The following is a 24,785-nucleotide window of genomic DNA, read 5'->3' on the forward strand; positions in this document are numbered from 1 at the left end:
TGCGCCGAAGAAGGAGCGAACAATGTCGCAACCTACACCCCTTGTCCACATGACTGGGATCTCGATCAGTTTCCCCGGCGTGAAAGCCCTCGACAACGTCAATTTTCGGCTCTTCCCCGGTGAAGTCCACACACTGATGGGCGAAAACGGTGCCGGAAAGTCGACACTTATTAAAGCCCTCACCGGGGTTTACCGGATCGATGACGGTGAGATCACGGTGGAAGGTGCACCGATTCGGTTTCATGGAACCGCTGACGCTCAAGCGGCCGGTATTTCGACCGTCTACCAAGAAGTGAACCTGTGTACGAATCTCAGTATCGGCGAGAATGTCATGCTCGGCCATGAAGTGCGTCGTGGTGGTTCGATCAATTGGAAAGCAACCCATGCTGCTGCCCGCGTTCACTTGACCGCTCTTGGTCTTGGGCATCTGAACCCACGTGCACCATTGTCGAGCTTGTCCATTGCGATGCAACAGTTAGTGGCGATTTCCCGGTCGATGGTGACTGAGACAAAAGTATTGATCCTTGACGAACCGACGTCTTCGCTTGATGCCGCGGAGGTGGATCGTCTGTTCACGGTCATCCGCCAGCTCCGCGACCAAGGTGTGGCGATCTTGTTTGTTTCCCACTTCCTTGACCAGGTGTACGCCATCAGTGACCGTCTCACTGTGCTTCGTAACGGTGCGTTGGTGGGGGAGTGGCTCACCGCTGATCTTCCTCGCACCGAGCTCATCAGCCACATGATTGGCCAAGACCTTGACACGTTGCGCACCTTGGATCGTGCTGCTGCACGCCAGCACGCTGAGGGTGGCGCATCACCGATTTACCAGGCGAAGGGTCTGACAAAACAAGGAACGATTGACCCAGTGGATCTGACTCTCTACCCAGGGGAGGTGGTTGGTTTCGCGGGGTTACTTGGGTCAGGCCGAACTGAACTTGCCCGACTTGTGTATGGCGCTGACAAACCAGACCGCGGTGAGATCACCATGGGTGGGGGCCCTGTGACGATTCATTCACCAGCACAGGCGCTCTCCAAAAAGATCGCGTTTTCGAGTGAGAACCGGCGTGATGAAGGAATCATTAAGGACTTAAGTGTCCGCGAGAACCTTATCCTTGCCGTTCAGGCGCAACGTGGTTGGGCAAAACCTCTTGGCCGTAAAGAAACCGACACGATTGTGTCTACCTATCTCACCCAACTGAAGGTTCGCCCTCCTGACCCTGACCGGCCCATCAGCCAATTGTCTGGTGGGAACCAACAAAAAGTTCTTCTTGGCCGTTGGCTTGCCACCCACCCAGACATCCTCATCCTTGATGAACCGACTCGCGGGATTGATATCGGTGCGAAAGCAGAAATCCAGGAACGGGTCATTGCCTTGGCAGGTCAAGGGGTGTCGGTGGTGTTTATTTCCTCGGAACTGGAGGAAGTTGTGCGCCTGAGTGACCGCATTGTGGTGCTGAAAGATCACAAGAAAATCGCTGAGTTTGTCAATGATGAGTCAGTGTCAGCGGAGTCGATCGTGACAACAATTGCGCGTGACGGCGAGCATGACAGCAAAACCAACGGTGACCGTGGCGATCACGGTGAGGAGGTGCGTGATGCGTGATCTTGGAGCCCGTGTGTCACAGGGCGTGAAGGACGTGCTGAAGAAACAGTATGTCTGGGGTGTGCTTGCCATTGTGTTGTTGTTGGCGATCAACCTGGCCAAGGACCCCACGTATTTGTCCATTACGGTGAGTGAGTCCAACGGGCACCTGGTGGGGAACGTCATTGATATTTTGCGTGCTGCCGCGCCCATCATGATGATCGCGATTGGGATGTGCTTGGTGGTGGCAACCTCAGGTATCGACCTGTCGGTTGGTTCACTCATGGTGGTTGCTGGTGCAGTGTCTATGGAGTTGTTGAACGGTGCTGACAACACGGTGGGTGCAGCAGCGCAAGCACTTGTGTTGGCGTTAGCGATTGCAACGGCGTTGGGTTTCCTCAACGGGTTTCTTGTGTCTGTGGTGGGGTTGCAACCCTTTATTTCTACGCTTGTCATGATGTTGGCGGGCCGTGGTTTGGCCAAGGTCATCACCGGTGGGCAGAACACATCGTCAACAAATGACACGTTCCGGTGGCTTGCCAATGGCTATGTGCTTGGTGTCCCGGTGGTGTTTATTTTGGCGGTCCTTGTTGCTGTTGTTGTTGCCTTTGTGGTTCGACGGAGCGCGTTAGGGCTCATGATTGAAGCTATTGGTATGGACCCGCAGGCAGCACGGTTGGCGGGGATTAACCGGCGTGGGTTGTTACTCATGGTGTATGCCACATCAGGGGTGCTTGCTGGGATCGCTGGTGTGTTTGCGACCGCGTCTGTCATGACTGTTGATGTGTCCCGGACCGGGTATCAGATGGAACTCGACGCGATTTTGGCGGTGGTGATTGGCGGGACGTCGTTGGCTGGTGGAAAGTTCCACTTGTCGGGGGCGTTTGTGGGGTCGCTGCTGATCGCGACGCTAGATAAAACGGTTGTGTTTCTTGGGGTGTCCTCGTCAGCGACGCCTGCGTTTAAAGCCATTGTCATTGTGGTGTTGTGTTTGCTGCAGTCGCAGCGGGTGCGGTCAGTGTTCCGTCGGCGCCGGCGCGCCCAGACGGGTGCGGTATCTGAATCGAAGGAGTTGGTGGGAGTATGAGCGCGTCAATTGCTCCGGTTCGTTCGCGTACTGCGTCCGCGCAGTCACTGTCATCGTGGGTGCGGACCCGGTTGGATACGTTACCCACGTGGGCTGCTGTGGCGATTTTTGTTGTCATGGTTGTGTATGGGGAAGTTGCGTACGGCCGTATTGTGCAAATGAATACGGTCACGAACCTGCTGATTAATAACGCACCGCTCATCATTATTGCTGTGGGAATGACGTTCGTCATTATCACTGGTGGCATTGATTTGTCGGTGGGTGCGGTGATCGCCTTGACGTCGGTGTCGGGGGTGATGCTCATTAATGCAGGGTGGAATGACTGGGTTGTTGTTGCCTTGATGATCCTGATGGGGTCAACATTTGGGCTCATGTCGGGGGTGCTGGTGCAGTACTTTTCGGTGCAACCGTTCATTGCCACGTTAGCGATGATGTTCCTTGCCCGCGGGTTAGCGTCCATGCTCAGCACAGTCCCTGAACGGCTACCCGACAACGCCTCCATGTCGTTGCTCGCAACGAAGTTCAAAATTATCGATGGCCCGAAAGTGAATGACTTTGTCATCACGCCAGGTGTCATCATTGCGATCATTGTGGTGTTGGGTGCGTGGTTTGTGTTGCATCGAACCCGTATGGGGCGCACCGTGTATGCCATTGGTGGTTCGGAACAGTCAGCCTTGCTCATGGGGTTGCCTGTGCACCGGACAAAAATGTGGGTGTATGTGATCAGTGGTTCCCTGTCAGGGCTTGCCGCGGTGGTGTACACGTCCCGGTTGGGGATTGCCCAAAACATTACGGGCATTGGGTGGGAACTTGATGCGATTGCGGCCACGGTCATTGGTGGCACGTTGCTCACTGGGGGAGTGGGTTACGTTTTCGGCTCCGTTATTGGGGCGCTGGTGCTGGGGTTGATGAATGTGCTCATCACCCGTGACGGTGGGGTGTCACCTGCCGCAACCACCATCATCACCGGTGGCATTTTGTTGATCTTTGTCCTCCTCCAGCGGGCTGTGTACGCACGGCAGCGGGAGTGAGGGCAAGGCACAGGGTTGGGGGTGTCCCCGAAGCCATGTCACGCATGGTTTCGGGGACATGTGCGTTCTTAGCAAGGTTTGTGCCAGCGCGGCCGAGTGCACTGGTTGGTGGCGCATCGGTTGTTATTTTTTGACGCGCAGAGTCACGGTTTTTTTCGCGGCCGTACGGGTGGAGGTCGACTTAATGACCACACGATACTGCACTGTCTTTGTGGTTTTCGCGCGATGTTTCAGCACGTGTTTGCCTGCTTTGAGAGTCTTCACGGTGCTCCAGGATCCGGTGGTGCGCCGTTGCAAGCTCGCGGTGTGGGTGACCGTGAACGTGTCTTTGTACACGCGCCCCCGGGTGACAGTTCGGGTGCCACCTTTCAACCCGGAAATCGCGGCGGGCTGTTTGGTAACCGTGTAGGTGCGGCGCAGTATGGAACTCGTGTGGTTCTTGTCGCCCTTGTAGATGACCGCAATTTTTTGCTTACCGATGCGCGTCCCCCGTGGCAAAGTCACGGTTGCGCGCCCTTTCGTTAAGGTCAATGTGCGGTACTTTTTACCCCCCACGTTGACTTGCACCTTGCCGGTGGGCACCGCGTTCGCAGCGACCCGGATCGCAAGGGTAGGTTTCTTCTTGATATGCGCATTTTTCACCGCTGTTTTCACAACAACGGGGGCCTTGCTCACGGTGACAGTCACCTTGCGGGTGGACGCGTAGACACGTGAGGAACCGGTGTACTTCAACTCAACGGTGTGCTTCCCCACGGCAAGGGTGCGCGGAAGGTTAAGAGTCGTGCGCCGCACCCCACTGGTGGGCAGCGCCTTAGACGCCACTTTTTTCCCACCCACATACGCTTCCACCGTTCCTGTGGCAGGGATAATCGAGTCCACCCCCACACTCACTTTTGGTGTGGACCCATAGTGGGCTTTGCTGTTCGCCGACACAATCGAGGAACGAGACTTCCCCGGCGTGATCGTGACATTCGCGGTCGTCTCCGTGTGAGAGTTCACCTGTACCGTGTAGCCGCCACCCCACCCAACGAGGGTGTTCCGCACCGGACCCGGCACCCCCTTGGTGAGCAGCGCTGCGTACCGCGGAGTCGTGGGGGACGTGAACGTGATGACGTCATTGCTGTGCGGGTCAAGAAGAGACACGCGAACCCCAGCACCCAGAACAGTGTTCACATACGACGTGAGCCCCTCGGGTTCAACAGCGTAAAACGCCTGCCTATCCACCCCGAGGCCGCTTCGATACTCCACGTAAGCCCGGTACCCCGAATGCGGGTCAACAAACGTGGCCCCCTGCACCCCACTCGCCGACCCCACCGCAGTGAGCGTGACCGTCTTCCCAACAGAAGGGACCGTCGTGAGACGCCCAGCCGGGGCAACCTTCAGCAGATGCTGATAGGCGGTATCTAACGCCGGAGTCGCGTACACATCACCCACACCACCAGCCATCGGGCTGTAAAAACCCAAATACTCATACGACGGAAACCGGGTGGAACCAGAGCTCGTCGAGTGCTCACCAGCTAAATTCGAGTGACCAAGCGAAAAATTATGCCCCATCTCGTGGATCAACGTCTCCGATGAGGGCCCATAAATCGCCAGCAAACCACCCGTCGACAACCCCGCGCCAATAGTTCCCACCCCCAGTGTTTCCCCAGAACACTCAGGCCCCACCACAACAAGGTGATGACGCGCCAAGGAACCATCAAAACCACTCACAGACATCGCCTGATCCCACAGGCTCCACGGAGACGCCGAACAATACCCGTTGTACGTCAACGAATAAGAACCCGTGACACGCAACTCACGCACCACTCCACTCGTCGCGGTCGACCAATAACGCGACGCATCAGAAATAGTGCCCCGCACCAGCGAATCAGAAGGACGCTTCCCATCAGAACGCACCGTCACCAACGTGACATGATGAGCAGCAGCCGTGATCGACGCCGACACCACAGGACGCTCAGCATCCACCACCACCGCATCCAACGGAACCGCGTTCGTCGCCTTAGTCAACGCCGACACATCCTGCGCCCGAGTTAACTCACCAGTGTCCTCCACCGCAGGAGCCGCATCGGCAAGTACATCAACCGGAACATCCACATCAACAGTGACCTCACCACCCACCTGCGCAGGATCCGGCTCATCAACCACCGGCGTGATCGGCAACAACGCGCCATCAACCTCAACCGCATAATCCACACCCGTGCGGGCACCCTCACCCAACACATGCGTGGACACCTCACCACGGTCCTCATCATGGACCACCATCGCCCGCAACGTGCCCGCAACCGTCACCGTCGTCGTCGCCGAATCAGACTCCCGATGCGCACCACCAGCAGCACCCGCAGGAACCGCCACCCCCACTGTGGACACAACACACGCAACAAGCACCGACACAAACAATCGACGCATCTCAACCGGGCGGGCCATAGCCACCACATCCCTCAACACCCAAGCGGCACCGCCGCGCTCACTATCCTGACCTCACTATCGGCACATGGCGCGACCACTCGAGAATAACCCCAAAAAACCCCCCGATGTTATGCTGAGCGCACGAAATCCCCCATCACAGCGCAGGTCGGTGAGGAACACAGTGGCACGGTTCATACTCGGGTTCATCGGAGTCCTCGGTGAACTCATGATCACAGTAGGTCTCCTCCTGGGCGGATACGTCCTATGGAACGTGTGGTGGGACTCCAACCAATCCGCCGCAGTCGCCCAACAAGGCGTCGACGACTTCTACGAAAACCTCGACGAAGCCCCCCGCGTCCCCGGCGAACTCAACACCGAAGACCCACCCCCCATCGACCCGCCCCCCGCCGACGGCGACACCATCGGTGTCCTCATCGTCCCCGCATGGTACGACCTCACCAACAACACCATGCCCATCAAACAAGGCACCTCAAACGCCGTCCTCGACAACGCCGCAGCAGGCCACTACGACGGCACAGCAATGCCAGGGAACCTTGGCAACTTCGCGCTCGCAGGACATCGGCGCACCCACGGGAACTCATTCCGTTTCGTGGACCGCCTCGAACCGGGTGACCACATTGTGGTGGAAACAGAAACCACCTGGTACGTCTACTCTGTCACCCAGGATTACGTGGTCACCCCAGACCAAGTCGATGTGATTGCCCCGGTACCCAACGACCCCGGTGCCCGTCCAGAAGAACGGATCCTCACCTTCACCACCTGCCACTCACCGAGCCTCGGCGAGTGGGGTAACAGCCACCGGTGGATCACCCACGCCACCTTTGTTGGGTGGATGCCCCGGTCTGAAGGTATGCCCGAACAAGTCCTCAACGACCCAGGGGTTCAATAATGTACGCGCTCATCTGGAAAGCTCTGCCCGGCCCCACCTGGTTCAAAATTATTGAAGCCCTCATCCTCGTCGGGCTCGTGGTGTACGCACTGTTCACCTGGGTGTACCCATGGATCTCCGACACTTTCGTTGGCACCGACCCTAACCTCGGATAACGAAGCAACCACCATGGACAGTGACACTCTCCTGGCCTTGTGTCTCAGCTACAACGGCACCTACGAAGACCACCCGTTCGGGGAAGACACCACTGTCATCAAAGTCCGCGCCACACCCACAAGCGCCAGCAAAATGTTTGCGCTGTTGTGGATCACCCCGAACACCACCCGCATCAACCTCAAATGTGAACCAGCGCTTGCCACGCAGTTGCGCAGGACTCACCCATGGATCACCCCCGGGTACCACATGAACAAAACTCACTGGAACACCCTGACAATCCGTACCGGTGAACCAGTTGACGACCGGCTTATTCACGACCTCATTGAGGACTCCTATGATCTTGTTGTCGCGTCCCTACCGCGCCGTGACCAACGACTCCTCAGTTGGCCGCCATCTGAAGAAAACGTGGGCAAATAGTGGGGGTTCACGGCTGGTGAGGTCGTCTGGGTATGAAGTCTCATGTGCCACGTAACAACAGCAGATAGTCTCAACGTAGTGGACGGTGCAGTCATCAGACGCGGAAGACAACACCAGTCCTCCTCACTTGCCATACCGTTGGTGTGGTGTGCAGCCACCACGGTCTCCATGGGCCGCGGTGTCTAAGAAACTGCGCGGAGGTGCTTGCACCTCCGCGCATTCTTTTGTCAAAACACCCACCACGGGACTGTTGTCCCGACAATTTGTCACGTCACCGGGCATGATGGTGTACGTGGATGGGGTATTTACAGACGAAGCCAAGTACGAACCCGTTGAACTGATCCGTGCATCGCGCACAGTCGTTCGTGTGGGTCTCATGCTCCTTACGGCCGGGAGCGGCAGCTACCGAGTAAAAAGCGCAATGGCCCAAGTGGGGGCCGCACTGGGGATGACCTCCGTGCAAGCACAAGTCACCGTCAACGAAGTGACGGTCACCTGCCACCGCGGGCCAATCTACCGCACCGAAATCGCGCAAACCCGAACCATCGGGGTGAACTCGCAACGCATCAAACACTTACAAAACTACTGCGAATTGCTGACCCCGCTCGGTGAGCACGCCGAACAACCTGTCGTTGACCAGCGGCTCGCTGACATCGAAAAGGAACTCGACCGCATCGAAAGTCGAGGCCTGCTGTACTCAGCATGGCCCAACGCGTTCTTCGCCGCGGTCGCCTGTGCAGCATTCGCGTTTCTCAACAACGGCGGCCCCGTCGTAATCAGCGCAGTGTTCCTCGCCGCTGGCCTCGGGCAACTCACCCGGCGCGCCTTCCTGCACAAAGGGTTCAACCAACTCGCAGTCACCATGATGTCCGCAGCTGTCGCATCCGGGGTGTACCTTGCCCTATCCAACCTGCTGTTTTCACTCGGTGTCGTCGAAACGCTCCACGACTCTGGGTACGTCTCAGCCGTGTTGTTCCTTGTGCCTGGATTCCCGCTCATGTCCGCGTCCCTGGACCTGTCCCGCCTCGACTTCTCCGCAGGACTTTCCCGGCTCGCCTACGCACTCCTCATCATGATCTCCGCAGCCCTGTCCGTGTGGGCTGTGTCCGCAACCTTCGGGCTTGAACCTACCCCCACTGAACCCATCACCCTGTCTGTCTTCGCGCTGTTCGCGTTCCGGTGCCTCGCATCAGCTGCCGGTGTGTGGGGGTTCGCCATGATCTTCAACTCACCATGGAAAATCGCACTGTGGGCGGCGTTCATTGGGATGGTTGCCAACGTTGTGCGACTCCTCCTTGTTGACAACGGTTTTGTGGTCCAAGGAGCCGCATTTTTCGCCGGACTGATCGTGGGGGTGCTCGCAAACATCATTGCCCCCCGCATCCGCGTACCGCGACTCACCCTGTCCGTCCCCGCCGTGGTCATCATGGTTCCAGGAGCCGCAGGGTACCGCGCTATTCACTACCTCAACTCAGGCGACACGCTCCAAGCGCTCGCCTATGGTGTGGAGGCCGTGTTCATCGTCATTGCCATCGCCATTGGTCTCACCCTCGCCCGGTCAGTCACTGACATCAACTGGTTGAGGCTCGGCCGCGAAACACAATAACCACGACTGCCGGTGGCCATTTTGCAAAAAGCGCCACCAAGCCGGTAGTCTTGACACGCCTGCTACAGCAGGTGAGGAGACGTGCGAGAGTGGCCGATTCGGGCACCCTGCTAAGGTGTTAGGGGGGCAACCCCCTCGAGGGTTCGAATCCCTCCGTCTCCGCCACCAAGGAACACTCAAGCCCTGATCAGCAAAATTATTCTTGCTGGCAGGGCTTTCCTTTTTGTTGATCCCTTTCGCGGATGCCGCCCCGCATGATGTGTCCAGTGAACCTGCGAACAGATCTTCTGCGCCATACGGTAGTAAGACGCCCACGTTCTCCGTGCTGCTTGGGCTGATCCGGCAGTACCACTGAGAAGGAGAAACCCTATGGCTGAGATGGAACACGACAAGTCCAAGAATGACACCAGCAAGGACATGCAAGTCCAACACACGTGGGCCATGTATGTGCGTTTCGGGGCGATGATCGTCACTGGAATGGTTGTCATGTACTTCGTCATGTTTGTTGGCTCCTGGGAATGGGACCATGTGCGATTCAGCGAAAGCCGGTTGTTCATGGCGTTGACCATGGGAGGGACCATGGGGCTCATCATGCTCGCCTGGATGCTCAACATGTACCGGAACACGAAAGCAAATGTGATGATTGTTGCGGCAAGTCTTGTCCTGCTTGGTGGGGGCGCGTACTTAGATCGAAGTCAAACCACAGTTCAGGATGAGGCCTTCATGAACGGGATGATCCCTCACCATTCCTTAGCGATCACCCGTTCTGAACGCGCAGAACTCACCGATGTGCGTGTGTGTGATCTGGCCGTGGAGATCAGCGAAGCTCAACGCCGCGAAATCTTCGAAATGGAATGGCTGATCGAGGACATCGCTCACAACGGGGCGGCTGCCACTCGTCAAGAGGCCGACGCCCGACCAGTACCCTCTTATGACGAGCCGGCAGAACGCCACTGCCCTGAAGCCACAAAATAATACGGCCGCAGGTGTCTCCTGCCTGACCGGGGAATAGCGCGGGGGTAGATGCGGTTGGGGGTGGGTATGAAAACATGGACTTATTCCGCTTTTGGTGGACCTGACAACCTTGAACTCACTCACCAAGACCTTCCTGAACCAGGGCCGGGGACGGTCCGTATCAAAGTGCGTGCGGCTGCCGTGAACCCGGTGGACTGGAAAATCATGGCCGGAGGGCTTTCCGACGTTCTCCCAGTACTGTTCCCCGCCACGATCGGGTGGGACGTAGCCGGTGTGGTGGACGCTGTGGGGTATGGCGTCCAGGAGTTCGCGGTGGGTGATGAAATCCTCGCTGACAACATGCAAGACTTTGTGTCCCGTGGCTCCATGGCCGAATACACGATCGTGCCGGTTCGGGTAGCAGCGAAAAAACCGCAGGCGTTGAGTTTTGTTGAGGCTGCGTCATTGCCGCTGGCAGGGCAAACCGCCCTTCAAGGTGTTGACCACCTTGGGTTGTCTAAGGGGGACACCCTCCTCATCCACAACGCGTCAGGTGGGGTAGGTCGTGTTGCGGTTCAATACGCCGTCCACCAGGGTATTCGTGTCATTGGTTCAGCCTCTGAGTCGAACCATGACGCGTTGCGCGCCATGGGCGCTGAGCCTGTGTCCTACGGTGACGGGCTTGCTGATGCGGTCCGCGCGTTGGCGCCGGACGGCGTCGATGGGGTGTATGACGCAGTAGGAGGGGTCACCGACGTGTCAGCTGCCCTCATGGCAACAGGCGCATCAATCATCTCGATCGCAGACCCCAGCGTCATCGCGCTGGGCGGAACCTGGCTGTGGGTCAACCCGAACTCCGCTGACACGGCACGACTGGCGGACCTGGCAGCACAAGGCATCATCACCCCGCACATCGACAAGATCTTTTCCTTTGACCAAGTGCCAGCCGCCTACCAACACAACATGGACGGGCACACGCGCGGGAAAGTCGTAGTCGACGTCACAGCATAGTCCCAGAAAAGACCGGCGCGCTCTGTAGGATCATACGTATGAGTAACACTGCCCCCACCGGGTTATCACGTGAGGTCCGCAGGGCGCGCCTCGCGGTCAGCGCCTTCTTCTTCACCAACGGGCTCATGATCGCCACCCTTGTCCCGCACTTCCCCGGCATCAAAGCCGAACTCGGACTGTCTAACACCCTCTACGGTGTGGCTATCGCCGCGATCCCCACCGGAGCGATCATCGCTGGCCCCTTCGCTGGGGCGGTCATCCGAAAACTCGGATCCGCAGGCACCGGACTACTCTTCACCATCATCGCCGCCTGCGCTCTCGTCACCGTCCCACTCGCCAACCACGTCGGGGCACTCATGGGTATCTTCCTCATCCTCGGTGCCAGCGACGCCATCACCGACGTCGGCCAAAACGCACACGGGTTACGCGTCCAACGCGCCTACGGCAGATCTATCATCAACACCTTCCACGCCATCTGGTCCATTGGCGCAGTCACCGGAGGCGCACTCGCCGGAGCGTCCATCGCCCTCAACATCCCACGCACCACCCACATCGCCGTCGCCGCAACCCTTGTTGTGATCACCTTCCTGTGGGCCTACACCAACAGGCTCCCAGGAAATGACACCACCGCCACCACCACAAACCACACCCCTACCGAACCACAACCCGCCACCCAACAACTCACCACCCACACCGCCCTCATCCTCCTCGCCCTCGTCGCGATTGGTATTACCGGCGCCCTCGTCGAAGACACCGGAAGCACCTGGACCGCCCTCTACCTCCGTGAATCCCTTGGCACCACAGCAGCGACCGCCTCACTCGGGTACATCGCACTCATCGGCGCACAATTCATCGGCCGCATCCTGGGAGACCGAGCAGTCGACGCATGGGGTTTGCGCACAGTCAACCGGACCGGAGCGCTCCTCATCGTCACCGGCATGACCCTCGCACTCGCTATCCCCAGCCTCACCACAGCCATCATCGGGTTCGCACTCGCAGGCTACGGGTCAGCAACACTTGTACCAGCCGCGATGCAAGCCGCCGACGAACTTCCCGGTCTCAAACCAGGAACAGGCCTCACCATCGTGTCGTGGCTGATGCGCCTCGGGTTCCTCGCGTCCCCACCTATCGTGGGAGCGCTCGCGGACGGCTTCAGTTTGCGTGTGGGGTTGCTGGTGTTGCCCATTGCGGGTGCTGCGGCGGTTGTCCTTGCCCACGTGTTCCCTGGAAAGCAACCGCGCACAGTGACTGAGGTGTCACCCTGAGGTCACAGGTGTGCTGTCAATGAGGGTGAGGTGTGAGCCGTTGTGGTCGGCTTTTTCCAGGTCGAGCAGCGTGATTTTATAGCTGAGGTTCGCGGTTCCTTGCCCACCCAGGTAGCCGCCTAAGCTTCGGTCGGCGCGCACGACTCGGTGGCAGGGAACGATGATGGGGATCGGGTTGGTTGCGCATGCGCCGCCCACTGCGCGCACCGCGTTGGGGTTGTTGATCGCTGATGCGACCTCACCGTAAGACTGTGTGGTGCCGTAGGGGATGGTGGAGATTGAGGTGAGTGCAGCGAGGCGGAAACCGCGGGATAGGCGGCGGTCGAGGGGCACATCGAACGTGTGCCGCTTCCCGGTGAAGTACTCGCTGAGTTCAGTGGCAGCTTGGTGGGCGTAACCGGCTCCTTGCCGCCACGTGTCAGTGTCAGGGACGGTGTAGTCACTGAGGGTGAGCATTCCTGCGGTGCGGTGCAGTTCTCGGGTGGCGTCGTCGTTGGTGATGAATGCGATGCGCGCCACGCCGTGGTGTGTCGCTACGATGAGGAGTGGTCCTACTGGTGTGTCGCATGTTGTCCAGTCCATCACTGTGCCCTTCATCTGTTGTGTGTACTGCCACTGTACGTGCGGGTTCTGACATGTTGCTGAGAGTTGTGTGAACAGGCGTGTGAGTTGGGTGCCGCACAACCATCGCGCCCTGTGGACAACGCTCACCAGCATATTTACGGCAGTGGTGCGCATCACCTCGAATGAGTTTGGCGTTCGCCGTCGAACACGGTAGTGTTTTCTCTGGTCACACGACCACGCGTTCGTAGCTCAACGGATAGAGCATCTGACTACGGATCAGAAGGTTGGGGGTTCGAATCCCTCCGAGCGCACCACGACGTCGGTCATTATCCCTCAGCATCCTGCTGAGGGATTTTTTGTTCCCGCGTCCTTTCGTGGAATCAAGTACCGTGTGCCCATGAGCGTCCTTGCTGTTGTCCCCTCGCCCGCTACGTTCCCCGCACCTATTCGGGCCATTGTCGCCACGGTTGACGCCTCGGTCCCCGAGTATGACGGTTTCATCGGGTGGGTTCTTGGCCTCATGGATTCACTTGGTGAAGTTGGGGTGGGCTTGGCTGTGTTGATGGAGACATTCGTGCCTCCAATCCCGTCAGAGGCCGTTCTTCCTGGGGCTGGGTTTCTCGCCTACGACGGCAGAATGAACGCGTGGTTGGCTTGGCTTGCGGCGACGCTGGGCGCACTTGTTGGAGCATGGATGTGGTACGGAATCGGCGCGGCGTTGGGTCGGGCACGCACCCGCCGCTTTGTGGACCGTATTCCCTTAATGGACGGTGAGGACTTCGACAAAGCGGAGGCGTTTTTTGCCAAGTGGGGCGGGGTCGCGGTGTTCGTTGGCCGATGCGTGCCCTTGGTGCGTTCCTTTGTGTCCATCCCTGCGGGTATTGAACGGATGAACTTTGGGCTTTTCACGCTCTACACTGTGGCCGGTTCGGCCCTGTGGAACGGGATCTGGCTTGGGCTTGGGTTCGCGTTTGGACCGGCCATCCGCCCAGTCTTGGAACGGTGGAGTGGAGTGTTGTCCACTGCGGTCGTGGTCATCATGGTGGGTGTGGTGGTGTGGTTCCTTGCGGGACGCCTGCTGCGCGCCCGCAAGGAACCTCCCTCACTGTGACTCAGCGTCAGCGTGGTGCCCGCCTAGCTGGGCTGGACGCATCGGCAGTAGCAGCACTGGGGGCAGTGTTCCCCGGTGCGGTACTGGGGGACACCGGCACATGAGGCCCTGACTCGGTGAGAACGGAGGAGTCGGGGTCTGCGTCCGCGGTTGCTTCCACGTACCACTCGGTGAGGGCCGGGTCATCTGAGGGGAAGTTCGCTCCGGCCCCTTCGGCCTCAGGAACCTCGTTGACGGAGAACACGAACGCGTCACCATGCTCGTCGATCCCACGCCGCACACCTTGTGCGATGGCTTCTTGGGCGTAGGTGCGTCGAATAATGAACGGGTCGGTGCGCAGATCTTTGGCCCACGTAATCATCACACCGATCGTGACGAATGCGAACGGTAGCGCGGTGACCACCATGATGGATTGCAGCCCGGACAGTGCGTTATTTCCCCCCGCAAGCAGTAACGAGGTGGCGATAAGCCCGAGAAGCAAACCCCACGTGATGGTCACCGGTTTTGACGGGTTGGGGCGGCCCGATTGCGACATCGATGCCATCACAATGGACGCGGAATCCGCTGCAGTGATGAAGAAAATGATGATCGCGATCATGGCGATGATTGAGGTGAGCAACCCAAAGGGCAGGTTACTCAACATGTTGAACAGCACTTCCTCACCGGAACCACCGGTCATGAGTTCGTTGCCGTCAAGTGTCATGGAGATTGCTGTCCCACCGTAAATGGCAAACCACACCATGGAAATCGCAGCAGGGACGAGCACGACTGTCGTCACGTATTGACGCAAGGTACGCCCGCGGGAAATTTTTGCAATGAACATCCTCACGAATGGGGTCCACGACACCCACCACGCCCAGTAGAACGTGGTCCATGCGGAAAGGAAGTCGTGTGCTTCTTGTCCTTGGTTGGGGTTACGGGTCAGCATGAGACCGAGTTCGGTGAAGAACGAGAACACTGATGCGGGAACGAGGTTGAGCAGGAACACCGTTGGCCCGGCGATGAGCATGAACAGTGCCAGCGCGATGGTCAGCCCCATATTGATGTTGGACAGTGCGCGGATACCTTTTTTCACACCGGACACTGCCGATGCGATGAACAGTGAGGTGAGAACAGCGAGCGCCCCGATGAGGAACATGTTGCCTTCGGGGCTGAAACCGGACACGAGTGTGAATCCGGATTGGATTTGGAGCGCTCCAATGCCGAGGGAGATCGCGGTTCCAAAGAGGGTCACAATGATCGCGAACACGTCAATGAGGCGCCCGGCGAACCGGTTGGATGCGTTGGGGAACACGGGTTCAAACAGGGCGGAAATTAATGGGGCGCGGCCACGGCGGTAGGAGCTGTAGGCGATTGCTCCACCGGTGGTGGAGATTGTGTCTGGGGCGATGTTTGCCCAGATGAGAACTGAGGCGGTGGCTGCGATCGCAATCACAAAGACGGACCAGTTTGTGGGGAATGACACCCCGGTCTTTTCCCGGGCTGGTATGCGGGGGATTGTCGCTAGCTTTGCGACCTTGCTATTTCGCCATTGTTCTACCGTTACCATTTCTTGACTAATTGGCGTCTCGGTTTTGCCAAATGGTGACCACAATGCCGAGCGATAGATGAACGCTCAACAAAATCTCAGAAAACGAGACCGGCATCACATAAGACTTTGTGGCAGGTGATTTTCGTCCTTTCCGCTCTTTGTACAGGTGAGGTGGGGAGTTCTCAGCCATAAAGTCCTGGACGGGCGTATCGGATTTCGGACTATAGTGAAGTGATCCCATGTCTCGCGATGATTCGCATGCCACGGGAGTGTGCCACAAGCGCATCTTGATCAATCCACCCAACAAGAAGGTGACACATTTGAAGCGCGTATCCGCTCTCATCGTTGCGTCCTCACTCCTCTTCCTCGGCGCCTGCTCGAGCGACGAAAAGCCAGCTGAAGACACCGCAACAACCCCCTCAGCGTCAGCAGATCCTGACGTCTTTACCTACAACTTCACCTCCGGTGAAACCACAGAGGTGAACCGACTCGAACCACTCCCAGAAGACGTGGCCGCTGACATCCAGTCACGCTTTGACGCCACCCTCTTCGAACCAGACGCAAAGGCATACACCGAAGCCGTTGAGGCGGGAACGGTCAGTGCTGACGTCGACAACTACGCAGCATTCAAGGGACTGTCCGCAACAGTGGGTGGTGAAACCGGTAAGTACATCGGCGGAGTGATCAAGGTTGTCACCGACTGTGACGGTGAACCAACCGTGACGTGGGCATTTGCCGCACAGTCCACAAGTGCACCAGAACCAGCTGCCTGCGACTCCGCTGACGCACTCGCGGAAGCCCAGCAAATCGCTGACGACTACGTCGCGAACGCTATGGGTGGAGCAGACGCATGGTTCGTCACCGAGCAAAACGCTCAGTGATGTGACCAATCACGCGTGTACCTGAGGGGGTGGAGCGTTTCGTGCTCCACCCCCTCATTGCTACACTGGTGCATAGCGCGTTCGTAGCTCAACGGATAGAGCATCTGACTACGGATCAGAAGGTTGGGGGTTCGAATCCCTCCGAGCGCACCATCGTAAAAACAGGCGGGCCCGGTCAACAGACCGGGCCCGCCTGCCATTCCCCCAGAGCACAGTAGCCTTCATGTGGGCTTACCCCCTGTGCGGGTGCAGGGTGACGTGTGGAGTCCAATTCCATGCGGTGGTGCCAAGCACCAAGGGGAGGAGCGCAACTCCGAGGTGGTCGCACACGGTGGTGATTTCCTCCGCAAGTAAGGCGCATCGGCCGCAGGTGGTGAGGTGAGTGTCGAGGTCGTCGCATTGGGGTTGGGTGAGCCGCCCTAGGCAACGTCGGGGAAGGGCAGCGATGACCGTGCTGCAGCGGGTGTGGTCGTTCATGGTTTGGGTGAGGAGACCAAGCCATGACGTCATGAAGGCTTCGCGTGCGGTAGCGAGGTGGGTACACAGCGTGTCTGCGGTGATGCCGCACAGTTCAGCGACGTTCTGGGCGGGGAGGCGTTCAATGTCGTGGTACCACAGGAGCGAGCGGGCTTCAGCTGTCAGGGTGTCGTAGGCGCGTGCGCTGATGGTGCGGGCGGCGACGGTAGGGAACAGGTACGGAGATAGGGTCATGACGGTGTGTTCCCTCAGCGTCGTGTCACTGGTTGGCGTTACTCGGTGGGGACAGTGACGGTGGTGACCGCGAAAGGTTCTCCAGCGGTGGAGTAGTCGTCTTTCGATGCGTATATGCGGTACGTCATGTGTGTGCGCCCGCTGTCGCTGTACGTATCACTAATTGACAGCCCCCAGTTGCCGTCTGCTCCAGCTTTGATTCGTCCCACTTCGGTTCCAGTGTCATCCAAGACGGTGATGTGAGCCCACCAGGGGGCGCGGCCAGAAAAGAAAATGGGGTTTTTGGATGCGTGGGTTTGTTGGAGTGAGGGTGTTTCTTCGGGCTGTTCGGTGTGGGACGCCGCCTCGTTGGAGGAGGCGTCGGGTTCGCTTTGTTGTTGTGTGGGTGTGGATTGTGTGGCGGGGGTGCGTGGCGTTTCTTGACGCGCTGTGTTGTTGTCTGTTGCTGTGTCGGCTGTAGTGGTTGCGGGGTCGTTGACAGTGGTCGTGTCTGCGTGTTCAGTGTCGTTGGGTTGCTGTGTGGAGTTTGCCGATGCACCAAACAGTCCTGCCGCCTCGTCTGGTTCGCTCCCGGTTTGCTGGTACTGAGAGGTTGCCGAGTATTGCTGGGCGCCGAAGTCTGGGCGGGTACTGTCGATGCCAGCTAAGGGCGCGGGTCCGTTGTCGGCGGGCTGTGCCCAAGCCTGGGCGAGGAGAAGACCAGATGACAACCCCACTCCGATGAGTCCGGTGACGGCGAGTGCCCCAACGAACTTGACGGGAGCGATGGCAGCGATCTTGACGGTGGTTGCGGACCATGCTGCGTGGAGGGGGGAGGTGAGGGCCGCATCGGTTGTTGTGGATAGTGCCCCTACACCAACGGGTACGAGGAACAGTGGGGCCAGTGAACTGCGGAGTCGCGCAGCCACTGATTGCACGTCAGCGAGGGCGCGGGGGCAGGTGCCGCAGTGGTGAAGGTGGCGTTGCATGCGCTGGGTTTGACGGGGGCTGAGTGTGCCGCGGGCGTGTTGGGCGAGACGTTCGGTCACCCAGGCGCATTCGTTGTCGCTGGGGTGGGCGGTGACGTGTGCTTGAAGCCAGGCGTTGCGCAGTCCTTCGCGGGCGCGGTAGGCGAGTGCGGCGACAGCGTTGGCGGAGATGCCAAGGATGGGGGCGAGGTCGGAGGGTTGCATCCCTTCAACTTCGGTGTACCACAGGACAGAACGCCATTCGGGTGGCAGGGCGCGAAAAGCGGTGGTGACGTGTTCGCTGTGGTGGATGGTGTCGGGGGTGTCTTCCCAGATGTCGGGCAGGTGCGGGGTAAGTGTGGGGGCTGTGGGGTCTTGCCATGCAGTGATGATGTGGCGGGTGAGGACGTACAGGTAGGGGCGGAGGGGACCGTCAATGTGGTCGCCGTTTTTGAGTGCGGCGAAAAGTTGGGTGAAGCATTCTTGGGTGACGTCTTCGGGGTCACAGCTTGCGTCGATGGCGTGTGCCGTGTTGCGGACGGCGTCTGCGTGGCGTGACCACAGGGTTTCGAAAGCACCGGCATGGCCGCGGGCAGCGCGGCGGAGGAGGAGTGCGTCGGATGTGGTCACGTGGGACAGTCTCTCGCACAGTTGCACATTCTGGCTATGAGAACTAAATTGTTCGGACTGCCGAACTTTTATTGACCATTAAGGGGTGTTCATCTGTGAAAAGCTATCGACCTGCGAAAACACTCCTCAGTGTGATCGTGATAGTCCTCCTCAGCAGCGGCTGCACGGGGAGTTCAACCCAGCCCGTGCATCAGCAAACCGCCCCTGAACAGGGACAAGAAGCCACCCCAGACATTCGGGTGACCACCACATTCACCATCACCGCTGACATGGTCGCCGCCATTGGAGGAGAGCACGTGACTGTTACGTCATTGACCCCACCAGGCGCAGACATCCACTCCTACGAACCCACGCCCACCGACATCGTCACTGCGCAACATTCTGACCTCATCGTGGAGCATGGGCTTGGGCTGGACTCGTGGCTCAGCACAATGACAAACTCCGTGTCCAGTGCGCGCATCACCGTGACGGAGGGAATCACCCCCATCCCGATCGCCGCAGGAGAGTACGAGGGGGTGCCCAACCCACATGCGTGGCTTTCTGCGGAGAACGCCCACATTTACATTGCGAACATTGTGAGAGTGCTCAGTGATATTGCGCCAGAGCACGCCGCCGAGTTCGCCGAACGTGGTCGCGCCTACAGCGACCGCATCGACACACGGTTTGAGCAGATCCGTGAACTCACCGAAACGATCCCACCGGAGAACCGCACGGTGGTGACGTGTGAAGGGGCGTTCAGTTACCTCACCGCAGAACTTGGGTTCACTGAAGCGTGGCTGTGGCCGGTCAACGCCGAACGCGAAGCAACCCCACGGCGGGTTGCCGCCGTCATTGACACAGTGCGTGACCAGGGGGTTCCCACAGTGTTTTGCGAATCAACAGTGGGTGATAAACCAATGCGCCTGGTCACCGAAGACACAGGTGCATCGTTTGGGGGTGTGCTCTACGTTGATTCGCTGACAGACGCGGCAGGACCTGCCCCCACCTACCTTGATTTACTCAGCTACAACGCAACGGTCATCACACAAGGATTGGCAACATCATGATATATACGCCGCGTCAACCCATGATTCATACAACAGGCCTTTGCGTCACCTATGGGCAGGTGAACGCACTATCGGGGGTGAGCGTCACGCTGGGAGATGCTGATCCAGCTCGGGGTGCAATCACTGGGGTGCTGGGTGTCAATGGTGCGGGGAAATCCTCGTTTTTCGCGGCGCTTGTTGGTGCGGTGCCACACGGTGGGACGGCACGGGTCACCGGGACAGTGCTCATCGGTGGACGCCCGTCAGCGCAGGCCCGGCGGGCGGGTGTCGTCGCGTGGATGCCGCAGCATGACGCCGTGGACAGTGACTTTCCGTTGCTCGTTCGTGATGTGGTTCTTCAGGGGCGTCACCCGCATGTGCGCTGGTATCAGCGCACGTCACGGGTTGACCGGGACATTGTGAACAACGCGCTTGACGATGTGGGGTTAAGCCAGTTGCGGGACCGCCCCTTGGGTGAGTTGTCCGGCGGGCAACGTAAGCGCGTGTTTGTGGCGCGTGCTTTGGCGCAGCGCGCCCCACTCATGATCCTTGATGAACCGTTCGCTGGGGTTGATATGGCTAGTGAACAGGTCATTCATGGTGTTCTTCGTGACTTCGCTGCTCAGGGTGGTGATGTGCTGGTGTCGGTGCACGATCTTGAGGCAGCTGCACGGTTGTGTGACCGGGTGCTGGTGTTTGGTGGTGGGCGGGTGCGCGCTGATGGTGTCCCGCGTGACGTGCTAGATCCCAGGCGCGTGTCGTCGTTGTTTTTTCCTACGCATCGTGGAGGCGTTGATGCTTGAGTTTCTTGGTGAACCGTTAGCTTATGAGTTTATGCAGCGCGCTTTTGTGGTGGCGGTTGCTGCGGGTGTGGTGTGCGCCTTGTTGTCCTGTTGGTTGATTCATGTGGGCTGGTCCTTGATGGGTGACGCGATTTCGCATGCGGTGCTCCCGGGGATTGTGCTTGCCTACCTGGTGGGGGTCCCTTACGTGGTGGGGGCGTTGGTGTTCGCGTTTCTTGCTGTGGTGTTGATTGGTTCGGTGCGCTCGACCACGGTGTTGAAAGAGGACACGGTGATGGGGACGGTGTTTACCGCGTTGTTTGCTGTGGGTGTTGTGCTGTTGTCGCTTTACCCGTCGCAGGTGGATGTGCATCATGTGTTGTTCGGCAACATCCTTGGCATGACGCGAAGTGATGCGGTTCAGGTGGTGGTGATCGCGCTGGTGGTTGCGGTTCTACTGGTGGGGGCACGCCGTACGGTGACGTTGTGGGCGTTTGACCCGGGGTTTGCTGCCGCTGTGGGTGTGAATGTTCGGGTAGTTCGGTGGGTTGTGTTGCTCATGCTTGCGCTGACGACAGTGGCGGGGGTGCAGGCTGTGGGGGTGGTCCTTGTCGTGGCGTTACTGATTACCCCGGGGGCGACTGCGTTGTTGTGGACTCGCCGTTTTCATCACATGTTGTGGATCGCCCCTGTGGTGGCGGTCAGTAGCGGGGTGTTGGGGTTGTATGCCAGTTATTGGTGGGATGTGTCCTCGGGTGCCGCTATTGTGCTGTTGCTCAGTGCCCACTGTGCGGTCGCGTGGGTTGCGGGCCCGCGGCAGTTCCTGCGGGCGCGCATCAGTGCGCGACGTCGCAACCCGGTGGGAGCGGCGGGCCGTGCTGCTGTGTCTGTGGCGGTGCGGTCACAGCAATAGTCGATGCGGTTAGGCGCGGGCTGCGCGGCGCTGCGGGAGGGGAGTGGCGGAGTCCTCGGTGCGGCGGGGTGCGAATTCCGTGTCTAGGGTGACGCGCACGACGGTGTCAGGGGTGTAGAGCGCGGTCGGGGAGAGAAACCGGTCGGTGGTCTGCAGGTTGACGAGTTTGTCTCGTCCTGCAAAGCGGCCACCGAGCGGAAGCCAGGTCTTCCCGCGCGGGGCAATGTCGCCTGTGGTATGGGTTCTCATCGTTCTCAACCGTAGAAGGGAAAGGCGTTGTGCTCAAGGTCTTCAGGGGTGAAGAATTTGATTTTCAACCACCAGTTGCCTGGTGGGTACTGAGGCCCAGATTACTTGCCACCTGGTAAGAAACCAAATCTGACCAGTAAGGTTGTCCATCTTTTTTCACCCAGTGTGCCCCGGTTTTTCGCTCGATCACCGTTTTTAATGGTGAGTGCTTCCCATGCTTTCGAGATGCGGGTGGAAAACTTTCTGACAAAAATACGCGAACTGCGTCAGGAACGACGAGTGCAACAAGCGAAAGGCCGGCCCCACCAAGTGGTGGGACCGGCCTTTCGGCATGATCGTCAGATCAGGCTGGGCGGATGTTCTCCGCCTGCAGACCCTTGGGGCCCTGCGCTACGTCGAACTCGACGCGCTGGTTTTCCTCAAGGGTGCGGTAGCCGTTGGTCTGGATAGCTGAGTAGTGCGCGAAGACGTCAGCAGAGCCGTCCTCAGGCGCGATGAAGCCGAAGCCTTTTTCAGCGTTGAACCACTTCACGGTTCCAAATGCCATTTTTGTTCTCCTTCAAGAGATGGATTGACGCCCTCCAGGTGGAGGCCAGGGTCGTCACGGTGTTCGTCGTCCAGCTCTTGAGATCAAGAACAAACAGTCCCAGCGAACTGGGAGTCCTGCAGACGTGCGAGGCACTGCAACTTCGTTCCCCACTCTATAGGTGAATGTCGTGGAGTGCTAGGGAAAGTGGTTAGGTCACAGTGAAGTTTTTCCGTGAACCTGACTGTGAAGTGCCGCGGGAGTTGCCTCAGGGGGTGTGGTTAGTGACATTCCCATGAACGATCCCCATGGTGCGAAGGCAACGACGGTAAAGCCGATGTGCGTGTAGAAACCCTGTGCTCGAGTGTTTGCAGCGGAGACACCCAGGTGAATGCCGGGGACGTGAGCTTGGCGCATTGTGGTGAGCAATTCATTGATGGCGCGTCGCCCCCAACCTCCTCCTTGCGCGGCGTCAAGAAGGTCTATGTGCAGGTGAGCGGGGTATGAGGAGATAACGCTGGCTGGTGGTAGTGCCCATTGGTGGATTGTGGTGACCAGAGCGTGGTCGGCCGGGAGTAGGTGTGTGCCGGTGTTCTGCACCTGGGCGACGCGGTTGAGAACCTGCGGCCACCAGTGCTCGGTGAGGCGTGACGTGAAGGCCGTGGTGTCGGGGGTGCCGACCGCGTATCCCACGGGTGTGTCGCCATCTGCGATGACAATGCAATGGTGCGGGTGAAATTTGAGATAGGGGTCAAGGTAGACGGCGGCGAGTAGCCATGGCAGCGCGTACAGGCTGGAGGCATCGGTGCCGTTGTCGCCTGTGCGCAGGCAGATGTCGCGAAGGGCAGCGTCTTCGGTGGGGCCAGGTTGGTAGGGGCGCACAGTCAAGGAACTCATGTGCCTCACCCTACTCACCGTGCGCCTGGTTGCGGGCATAAAAATGGCGGGAGGAGCCCGCGCTTCCTCCCGCCGCTGAGGACGTCCACACACCGTACAGAGGGGTCAAAAACGGTGTTGGCCTCATCCCCACGTCAGAACTTGTTGACAACAATTATGTTGTCAGACCACATGGCGACGTGGCCGGGACTTTCGGCCCGACTTTGCGGCGTGCTCCTTTATGATGTGGTGGAAAGGGAGTGGTTATGGCTGTGTCAGCCCCTGCGTATTCACTGCGCCGCGCCTACGTTGTGTGGGGTGCGGCAACCGCCGCGTACATTGCAGCGGTGGTGCACCGCACCTCGCTCGGTGTTGCTGGTTTGGAGGCCGCGGCGCGTTTTGATGTTCCTGCAACGACGCTGTCGATGTTCATTGTTGTGCAATTACTCGTGTATGCGGGTGCGCAAATCCCGGTGGGTATGGCGTTAGACAAGCTTGGTGCACGCCGGTTGATTGCAGTGGGCGCGTTGCTCATGGGGTTAGGCCAGTTCGGGATGGCCTTTGCCGAGTCAGTTCCTGTGGCATTGGCTGCGCGAGTTCTCATCGGGGCTGGGGATGCCACCACGTTTGTGTCCGTATTGAAGATTATTGCTGCATGGTTCCCACCGCGCCGTGCCCCGTTGCTTGGCCAAATCACTGGGCAGATCGCGCAACTGGGCCAGATTATTTCCGCGGTGCCGTTTGTGGTTCTTCTTCATGGAACGTCTTGGCCGGTCGCGTTTTCTGTCCTCGGTATTGTGGGGTTTGCTGCGTTCACGTGGGTTCTCACGTGGGTACGTGATGCTCCCGCGCAGCCGCCAACCACAGCAGCCGGAGTGCGGTTACGTCCCATTGACTTTGTTCCCGCATCTCCCGATGTGCGCCCTGTTCGCGGGGCGTTTCGTACTGCGGGTTCGTGGTTGGGTTTCTGGACCCACATGGTCACCGCGTTCAGTTTTAACGTGTTCATTTTCTTGTGGGGGTACCCGTTCCTTTTGCGTGGCCAGGAACTCAGCCAAACACAAGCTTCCACCCTCTTCACTGTGATGACGCTGGTTGCCATGGTGTCTGGTCCGCTGATTGGTGAATACTGTGCCCGTCACCCGTTGCGGCGGTCATGGCTTGTTTTTGCGGTGACTGGTGCGCTTGTTGTCGCATGGTTATCTGTGCTCATTCCCACGACACCGCGCCCTCTTTGGCACCTTGTCCTGTTCGTGGTGACGTTGGCTGTGGGTGGTCCGGCCTCACTGATTGGCCTGGACTATGCACGCACCTCCAACCCGGTGGAACGTCTTGGGGTTGGGTCAGGTCTTGCAAACATGGGCGGGTTTGTGGGCGGTTTCCTGTGCATCTTTGCTGTTGGCGTGGCACTTGACCTTGTCGCTCCCGCTGGTGACTATACGCTCGCGGACTTCCGTGTCGCGTTCAGTGTCCTGGCGGTGCCTTTCATTGCCGCCACCATTGGGGTCATTGTGATGCGTCGCGCCACCAGACGCGAATATGCACAACGCGGAATTACAGTACCGCGTGTGCGTGAAGCGTGGGATGTGTACCGCACCCGTAAACACTAGT

Annotated in this window: 24 protein-coding genes and 3 tRNA genes; 19 read left to right on the forward strand and 8 right to left on the reverse strand. The window is 58.9% G+C overall.

Features of this window, described 5'->3' with window-relative positions; genetic code table 11:
* Positions 1 to 22: 22 nt before the first annotated feature.
* The 3 genes from JDEN_RS01390 to JDEN_RS01400 are packed head-to-tail and all read left to right on the forward strand — an operon-like array spanning position 23 to position 3,700.
* Positions 23 to 1,603: a sugar ABC transporter ATP-binding protein gene (locus tag JDEN_RS01390; protein WP_015770581.1), complete on the forward strand. Its 1,581-nt coding sequence runs from the start codon at positions 23 to 25 to the stop codon at positions 1,601 to 1,603.
* Positions 1,596 to 2,669: an ABC transporter permease gene (locus JDEN_RS01395; RefSeq protein ID WP_015770582.1), complete on the forward strand. Its 1,074-nt coding sequence runs from the start codon at positions 1,596 to 1,598 to the stop codon at positions 2,667 to 2,669. The genes JDEN_RS01390 and JDEN_RS01395 overlap by 8 nt, the downstream gene beginning before the upstream one ends.
* Positions 2,666 to 3,700: an ABC transporter permease subunit gene (locus JDEN_RS01400; protein WP_015770583.1), complete on the forward strand. Its 1,035-nt coding sequence runs from the start codon at positions 2,666 to 2,668 to the stop codon at positions 3,698 to 3,700. Before JDEN_RS01395 ends, JDEN_RS01400 begins: the two co-directional genes overlap by 4 nt.
* A gap of 123 nt (positions 3,701 to 3,823) precedes the next feature.
* Here the strand turns inward: JDEN_RS01400 and JDEN_RS01405 are convergent, their stop codons facing one another.
* Positions 3,824 to 6,127, reverse strand: a complete 2,304-nt coding sequence (locus JDEN_RS01405) for a metallopeptidase domain-containing protein (protein WP_015770584.1) — start codon at positions 6,125 to 6,127, stop codon at positions 3,824 to 3,826.
* Between the two features lie 163 nt (positions 6,128 to 6,290).
* Between JDEN_RS01405 and JDEN_RS01410 the strand changes: the two genes are divergently transcribed.
* The 8 genes from JDEN_RS01410 (at position 6,291) to JDEN_RS01445 (ending at position 12,428) form a co-directional block, all read left to right on the forward strand.
* Positions 6,291 to 7,019, forward strand: a complete 729-nt coding sequence (locus tag JDEN_RS01410) for a class E sortase (protein WP_015770585.1) — start codon at positions 6,291 to 6,293, stop codon at positions 7,017 to 7,019.
* Positions 7,019 to 7,174: a hypothetical protein gene (locus tag JDEN_RS13760; protein ID WP_015770586.1), complete on the forward strand. Its 156-nt coding sequence runs from the start codon at positions 7,019 to 7,021 to the stop codon at positions 7,172 to 7,174. The genes JDEN_RS01410 and JDEN_RS13760 overlap by 1 nt, the downstream gene beginning before the upstream one ends.
* 13 nt (positions 7,175 to 7,187) lie before the next feature.
* Positions 7,188 to 7,592: an MmcQ/YjbR family DNA-binding protein gene (locus JDEN_RS01420; protein WP_015770587.1), complete on the forward strand. Its 405-nt coding sequence runs from the start codon at positions 7,188 to 7,190 to the stop codon at positions 7,590 to 7,592.
* Positions 7,593 to 7,875: 283 nt separating this feature from the next.
* The gene (locus tag JDEN_RS01425) at positions 7,876 to 9,198 is read left to right on the forward strand and encodes a threonine/serine exporter family protein (RefSeq protein WP_015770588.1); all 1,323 of its coding nucleotides are present in this window, start codon (positions 7,876 to 7,878) and stop codon (positions 9,196 to 9,198) included.
* Between the two features lie 75 nt (positions 9,199 to 9,273).
* Positions 9,274 to 9,363 (forward strand) — tRNA-Ser (locus tag JDEN_RS01430).
* 204 nt (positions 9,364 to 9,567) lie between these two features.
* Entirely contained in the window at positions 9,568 to 10,173 is a 606-nt protein-coding gene (locus JDEN_RS01435) for a DUF305 domain-containing protein (protein WP_015770589.1), read from the forward strand.
* Between the two features lie 66 nt (positions 10,174 to 10,239).
* A complete protein-coding gene (locus JDEN_RS01440) occupies positions 10,240 to 11,163 on the forward strand; it encodes an NADP-dependent oxidoreductase (protein ID WP_041288019.1) in 924 nt (307 codons plus the stop codon).
* 38 nt (positions 11,164 to 11,201) lie between these two features.
* Positions 11,202 to 12,428 (forward strand): MFS transporter, encoded by a 1,227-nt coding sequence (locus JDEN_RS01445; protein WP_015770591.1) that lies wholly within the window; start codon positions 11,202 to 11,204, stop codon positions 12,426 to 12,428.
* Here JDEN_RS01445 and JDEN_RS01450 read toward each other — a convergent pair.
* Positions 12,420 to 13,025 (reverse strand): methylated-DNA--[protein]-cysteine S-methyltransferase, encoded by a 606-nt coding sequence (locus tag JDEN_RS01450; protein WP_083775182.1) that lies wholly within the window; start codon positions 13,023 to 13,025, stop codon positions 12,420 to 12,422. The genes JDEN_RS01445 and JDEN_RS01450 overlap by 9 nt on opposite strands.
* A gap of 205 nt (positions 13,026 to 13,230) precedes the next feature.
* On the opposite strand from JDEN_RS01450, the gene JDEN_RS01455 reads away from it, so the two are divergent.
* Positions 13,231 to 13,306: transfer RNA gene (locus tag JDEN_RS01455), tRNA-Arg, on the forward strand.
* A gap of 83 nt (positions 13,307 to 13,389) precedes the next feature.
* Positions 13,390 to 14,103: a DedA family protein gene (locus JDEN_RS01460; RefSeq protein ID WP_083775084.1), complete on the forward strand. Its 714-nt coding sequence runs from the start codon at positions 13,390 to 13,392 to the stop codon at positions 14,101 to 14,103.
* Positions 14,104 to 14,110: 7 nt separating this feature from the next.
* Here the strand turns inward: JDEN_RS01460 and JDEN_RS01465 are convergent, their stop codons facing one another.
* Complete coding sequence (locus JDEN_RS01465) at positions 14,111 to 15,652, reverse strand: BCCT family transporter (protein WP_015770594.1); 1,542 nt, start codon at positions 15,650 to 15,652, stop codon at positions 14,111 to 14,113.
* A gap of 302 nt (positions 15,653 to 15,954) precedes the next feature.
* Between JDEN_RS01465 and JDEN_RS01470 the strand changes: the two genes are divergently transcribed.
* Both JDEN_RS01470 and JDEN_RS01475 read left to right on the forward strand, forming a co-directional pair.
* Positions 15,955 to 16,515 (forward strand): hypothetical protein, encoded by a 561-nt coding sequence (locus tag JDEN_RS01470; RefSeq protein WP_143713216.1) that lies wholly within the window; start codon positions 15,955 to 15,957, stop codon positions 16,513 to 16,515.
* Between the two features lie 77 nt (positions 16,516 to 16,592).
* Positions 16,593 to 16,668 (forward strand) — tRNA-Arg (locus JDEN_RS01475).
* Between the two features lie 78 nt (positions 16,669 to 16,746).
* On the opposite strand, the gene JDEN_RS01480 is transcribed toward JDEN_RS01475, so the two are convergent.
* Positions 16,747 to 17,226, reverse strand: a complete 480-nt coding sequence (locus JDEN_RS01480; RefSeq protein WP_041287769.1) for an RNA polymerase sigma factor — start codon at positions 17,224 to 17,226, stop codon at positions 16,747 to 16,749.
* Between the two features lie 38 nt (positions 17,227 to 17,264).
* Positions 17,265 to 18,803, reverse strand: a complete 1,539-nt coding sequence (locus JDEN_RS12880) for a zf-HC2 domain-containing protein (RefSeq protein WP_015770597.1) — start codon at positions 18,801 to 18,803, stop codon at positions 17,265 to 17,267.
* 185 nt (positions 18,804 to 18,988) lie between these two features.
* Between JDEN_RS12880 and JDEN_RS01490 the strand changes: the two genes are divergently transcribed.
* The 3 genes from JDEN_RS01490 to JDEN_RS01500 are packed head-to-tail and all read left to right on the forward strand — an operon-like array spanning position 18,989 to position 21,523.
* The gene (locus JDEN_RS01490) at positions 18,989 to 19,849 is read left to right on the forward strand and encodes a metal ABC transporter solute-binding protein, Zn/Mn family (RefSeq protein ID WP_197712997.1); all 861 of its coding nucleotides are present in this window, start codon (positions 18,989 to 18,991) and stop codon (positions 19,847 to 19,849) included.
* 20 nt (positions 19,850 to 19,869) lie between these two features.
* Complete coding sequence (locus JDEN_RS01495) at positions 19,870 to 20,631, forward strand: metal ABC transporter ATP-binding protein (protein WP_041287770.1); 762 nt, start codon at positions 19,870 to 19,872, stop codon at positions 20,629 to 20,631.
* Positions 20,624 to 21,523 carry a metal ABC transporter permease gene (locus JDEN_RS01500; RefSeq protein ID WP_015770600.1) on the forward strand — a complete coding sequence of 300 codons (900 nt, stop codon included), beginning with the start codon at positions 20,624 to 20,626 and terminating at the stop codon, positions 21,521 to 21,523. The genes JDEN_RS01495 and JDEN_RS01500 overlap by 8 nt, the downstream gene beginning before the upstream one ends.
* A gap of 9 nt (positions 21,524 to 21,532) precedes the next feature.
* On the opposite strand, the gene JDEN_RS01505 is transcribed toward JDEN_RS01500, so the two are convergent.
* The 3 genes from JDEN_RS01505 to JDEN_RS01515 all read right to left on the reverse strand — a co-directional run bounded on the left by JDEN_RS01505 (position 21,533) and on the right by JDEN_RS01515 (position 23,195).
* The gene (locus tag JDEN_RS01505; protein WP_015770601.1) at positions 21,533 to 21,772 is read right to left on the reverse strand and encodes a hypothetical protein; all 240 of its coding nucleotides are present in this window, start codon (positions 21,770 to 21,772) and stop codon (positions 21,533 to 21,535) included.
* A gap of 343 nt (positions 21,773 to 22,115) precedes the next feature.
* On the reverse strand, positions 22,116 to 22,319 hold the full coding sequence (locus tag JDEN_RS01510; protein ID WP_015770602.1) for a cold-shock protein: 204 nt from the start codon (positions 22,317 to 22,319) through the stop codon (positions 22,116 to 22,118).
* Between the two features lie 195 nt (positions 22,320 to 22,514).
* Positions 22,515 to 23,195, reverse strand: a complete 681-nt coding sequence (locus JDEN_RS01515; RefSeq protein WP_015770603.1) for a GNAT family N-acetyltransferase — start codon at positions 23,193 to 23,195, stop codon at positions 22,515 to 22,517.
* Between the two features lie 245 nt (positions 23,196 to 23,440).
* Between JDEN_RS01515 and JDEN_RS01520 the strand changes: the two genes are divergently transcribed.
* The gene (locus JDEN_RS01520) at positions 23,441 to 24,784 is read left to right on the forward strand and encodes an MFS transporter (RefSeq protein ID WP_015770604.1); all 1,344 of its coding nucleotides are present in this window, start codon (positions 23,441 to 23,443) and stop codon (positions 24,782 to 24,784) included.
* Position 24,785: the final 1 nt, after the last annotated feature.

The sequence above is a fragment of the Jonesia denitrificans DSM 20603 genome (genome assembly GCF_000024065.1).
Taxonomy (GTDB): domain Bacteria; phylum Actinomycetota; class Actinomycetes; order Actinomycetales; family Cellulomonadaceae; genus Jonesia; species Jonesia denitrificans.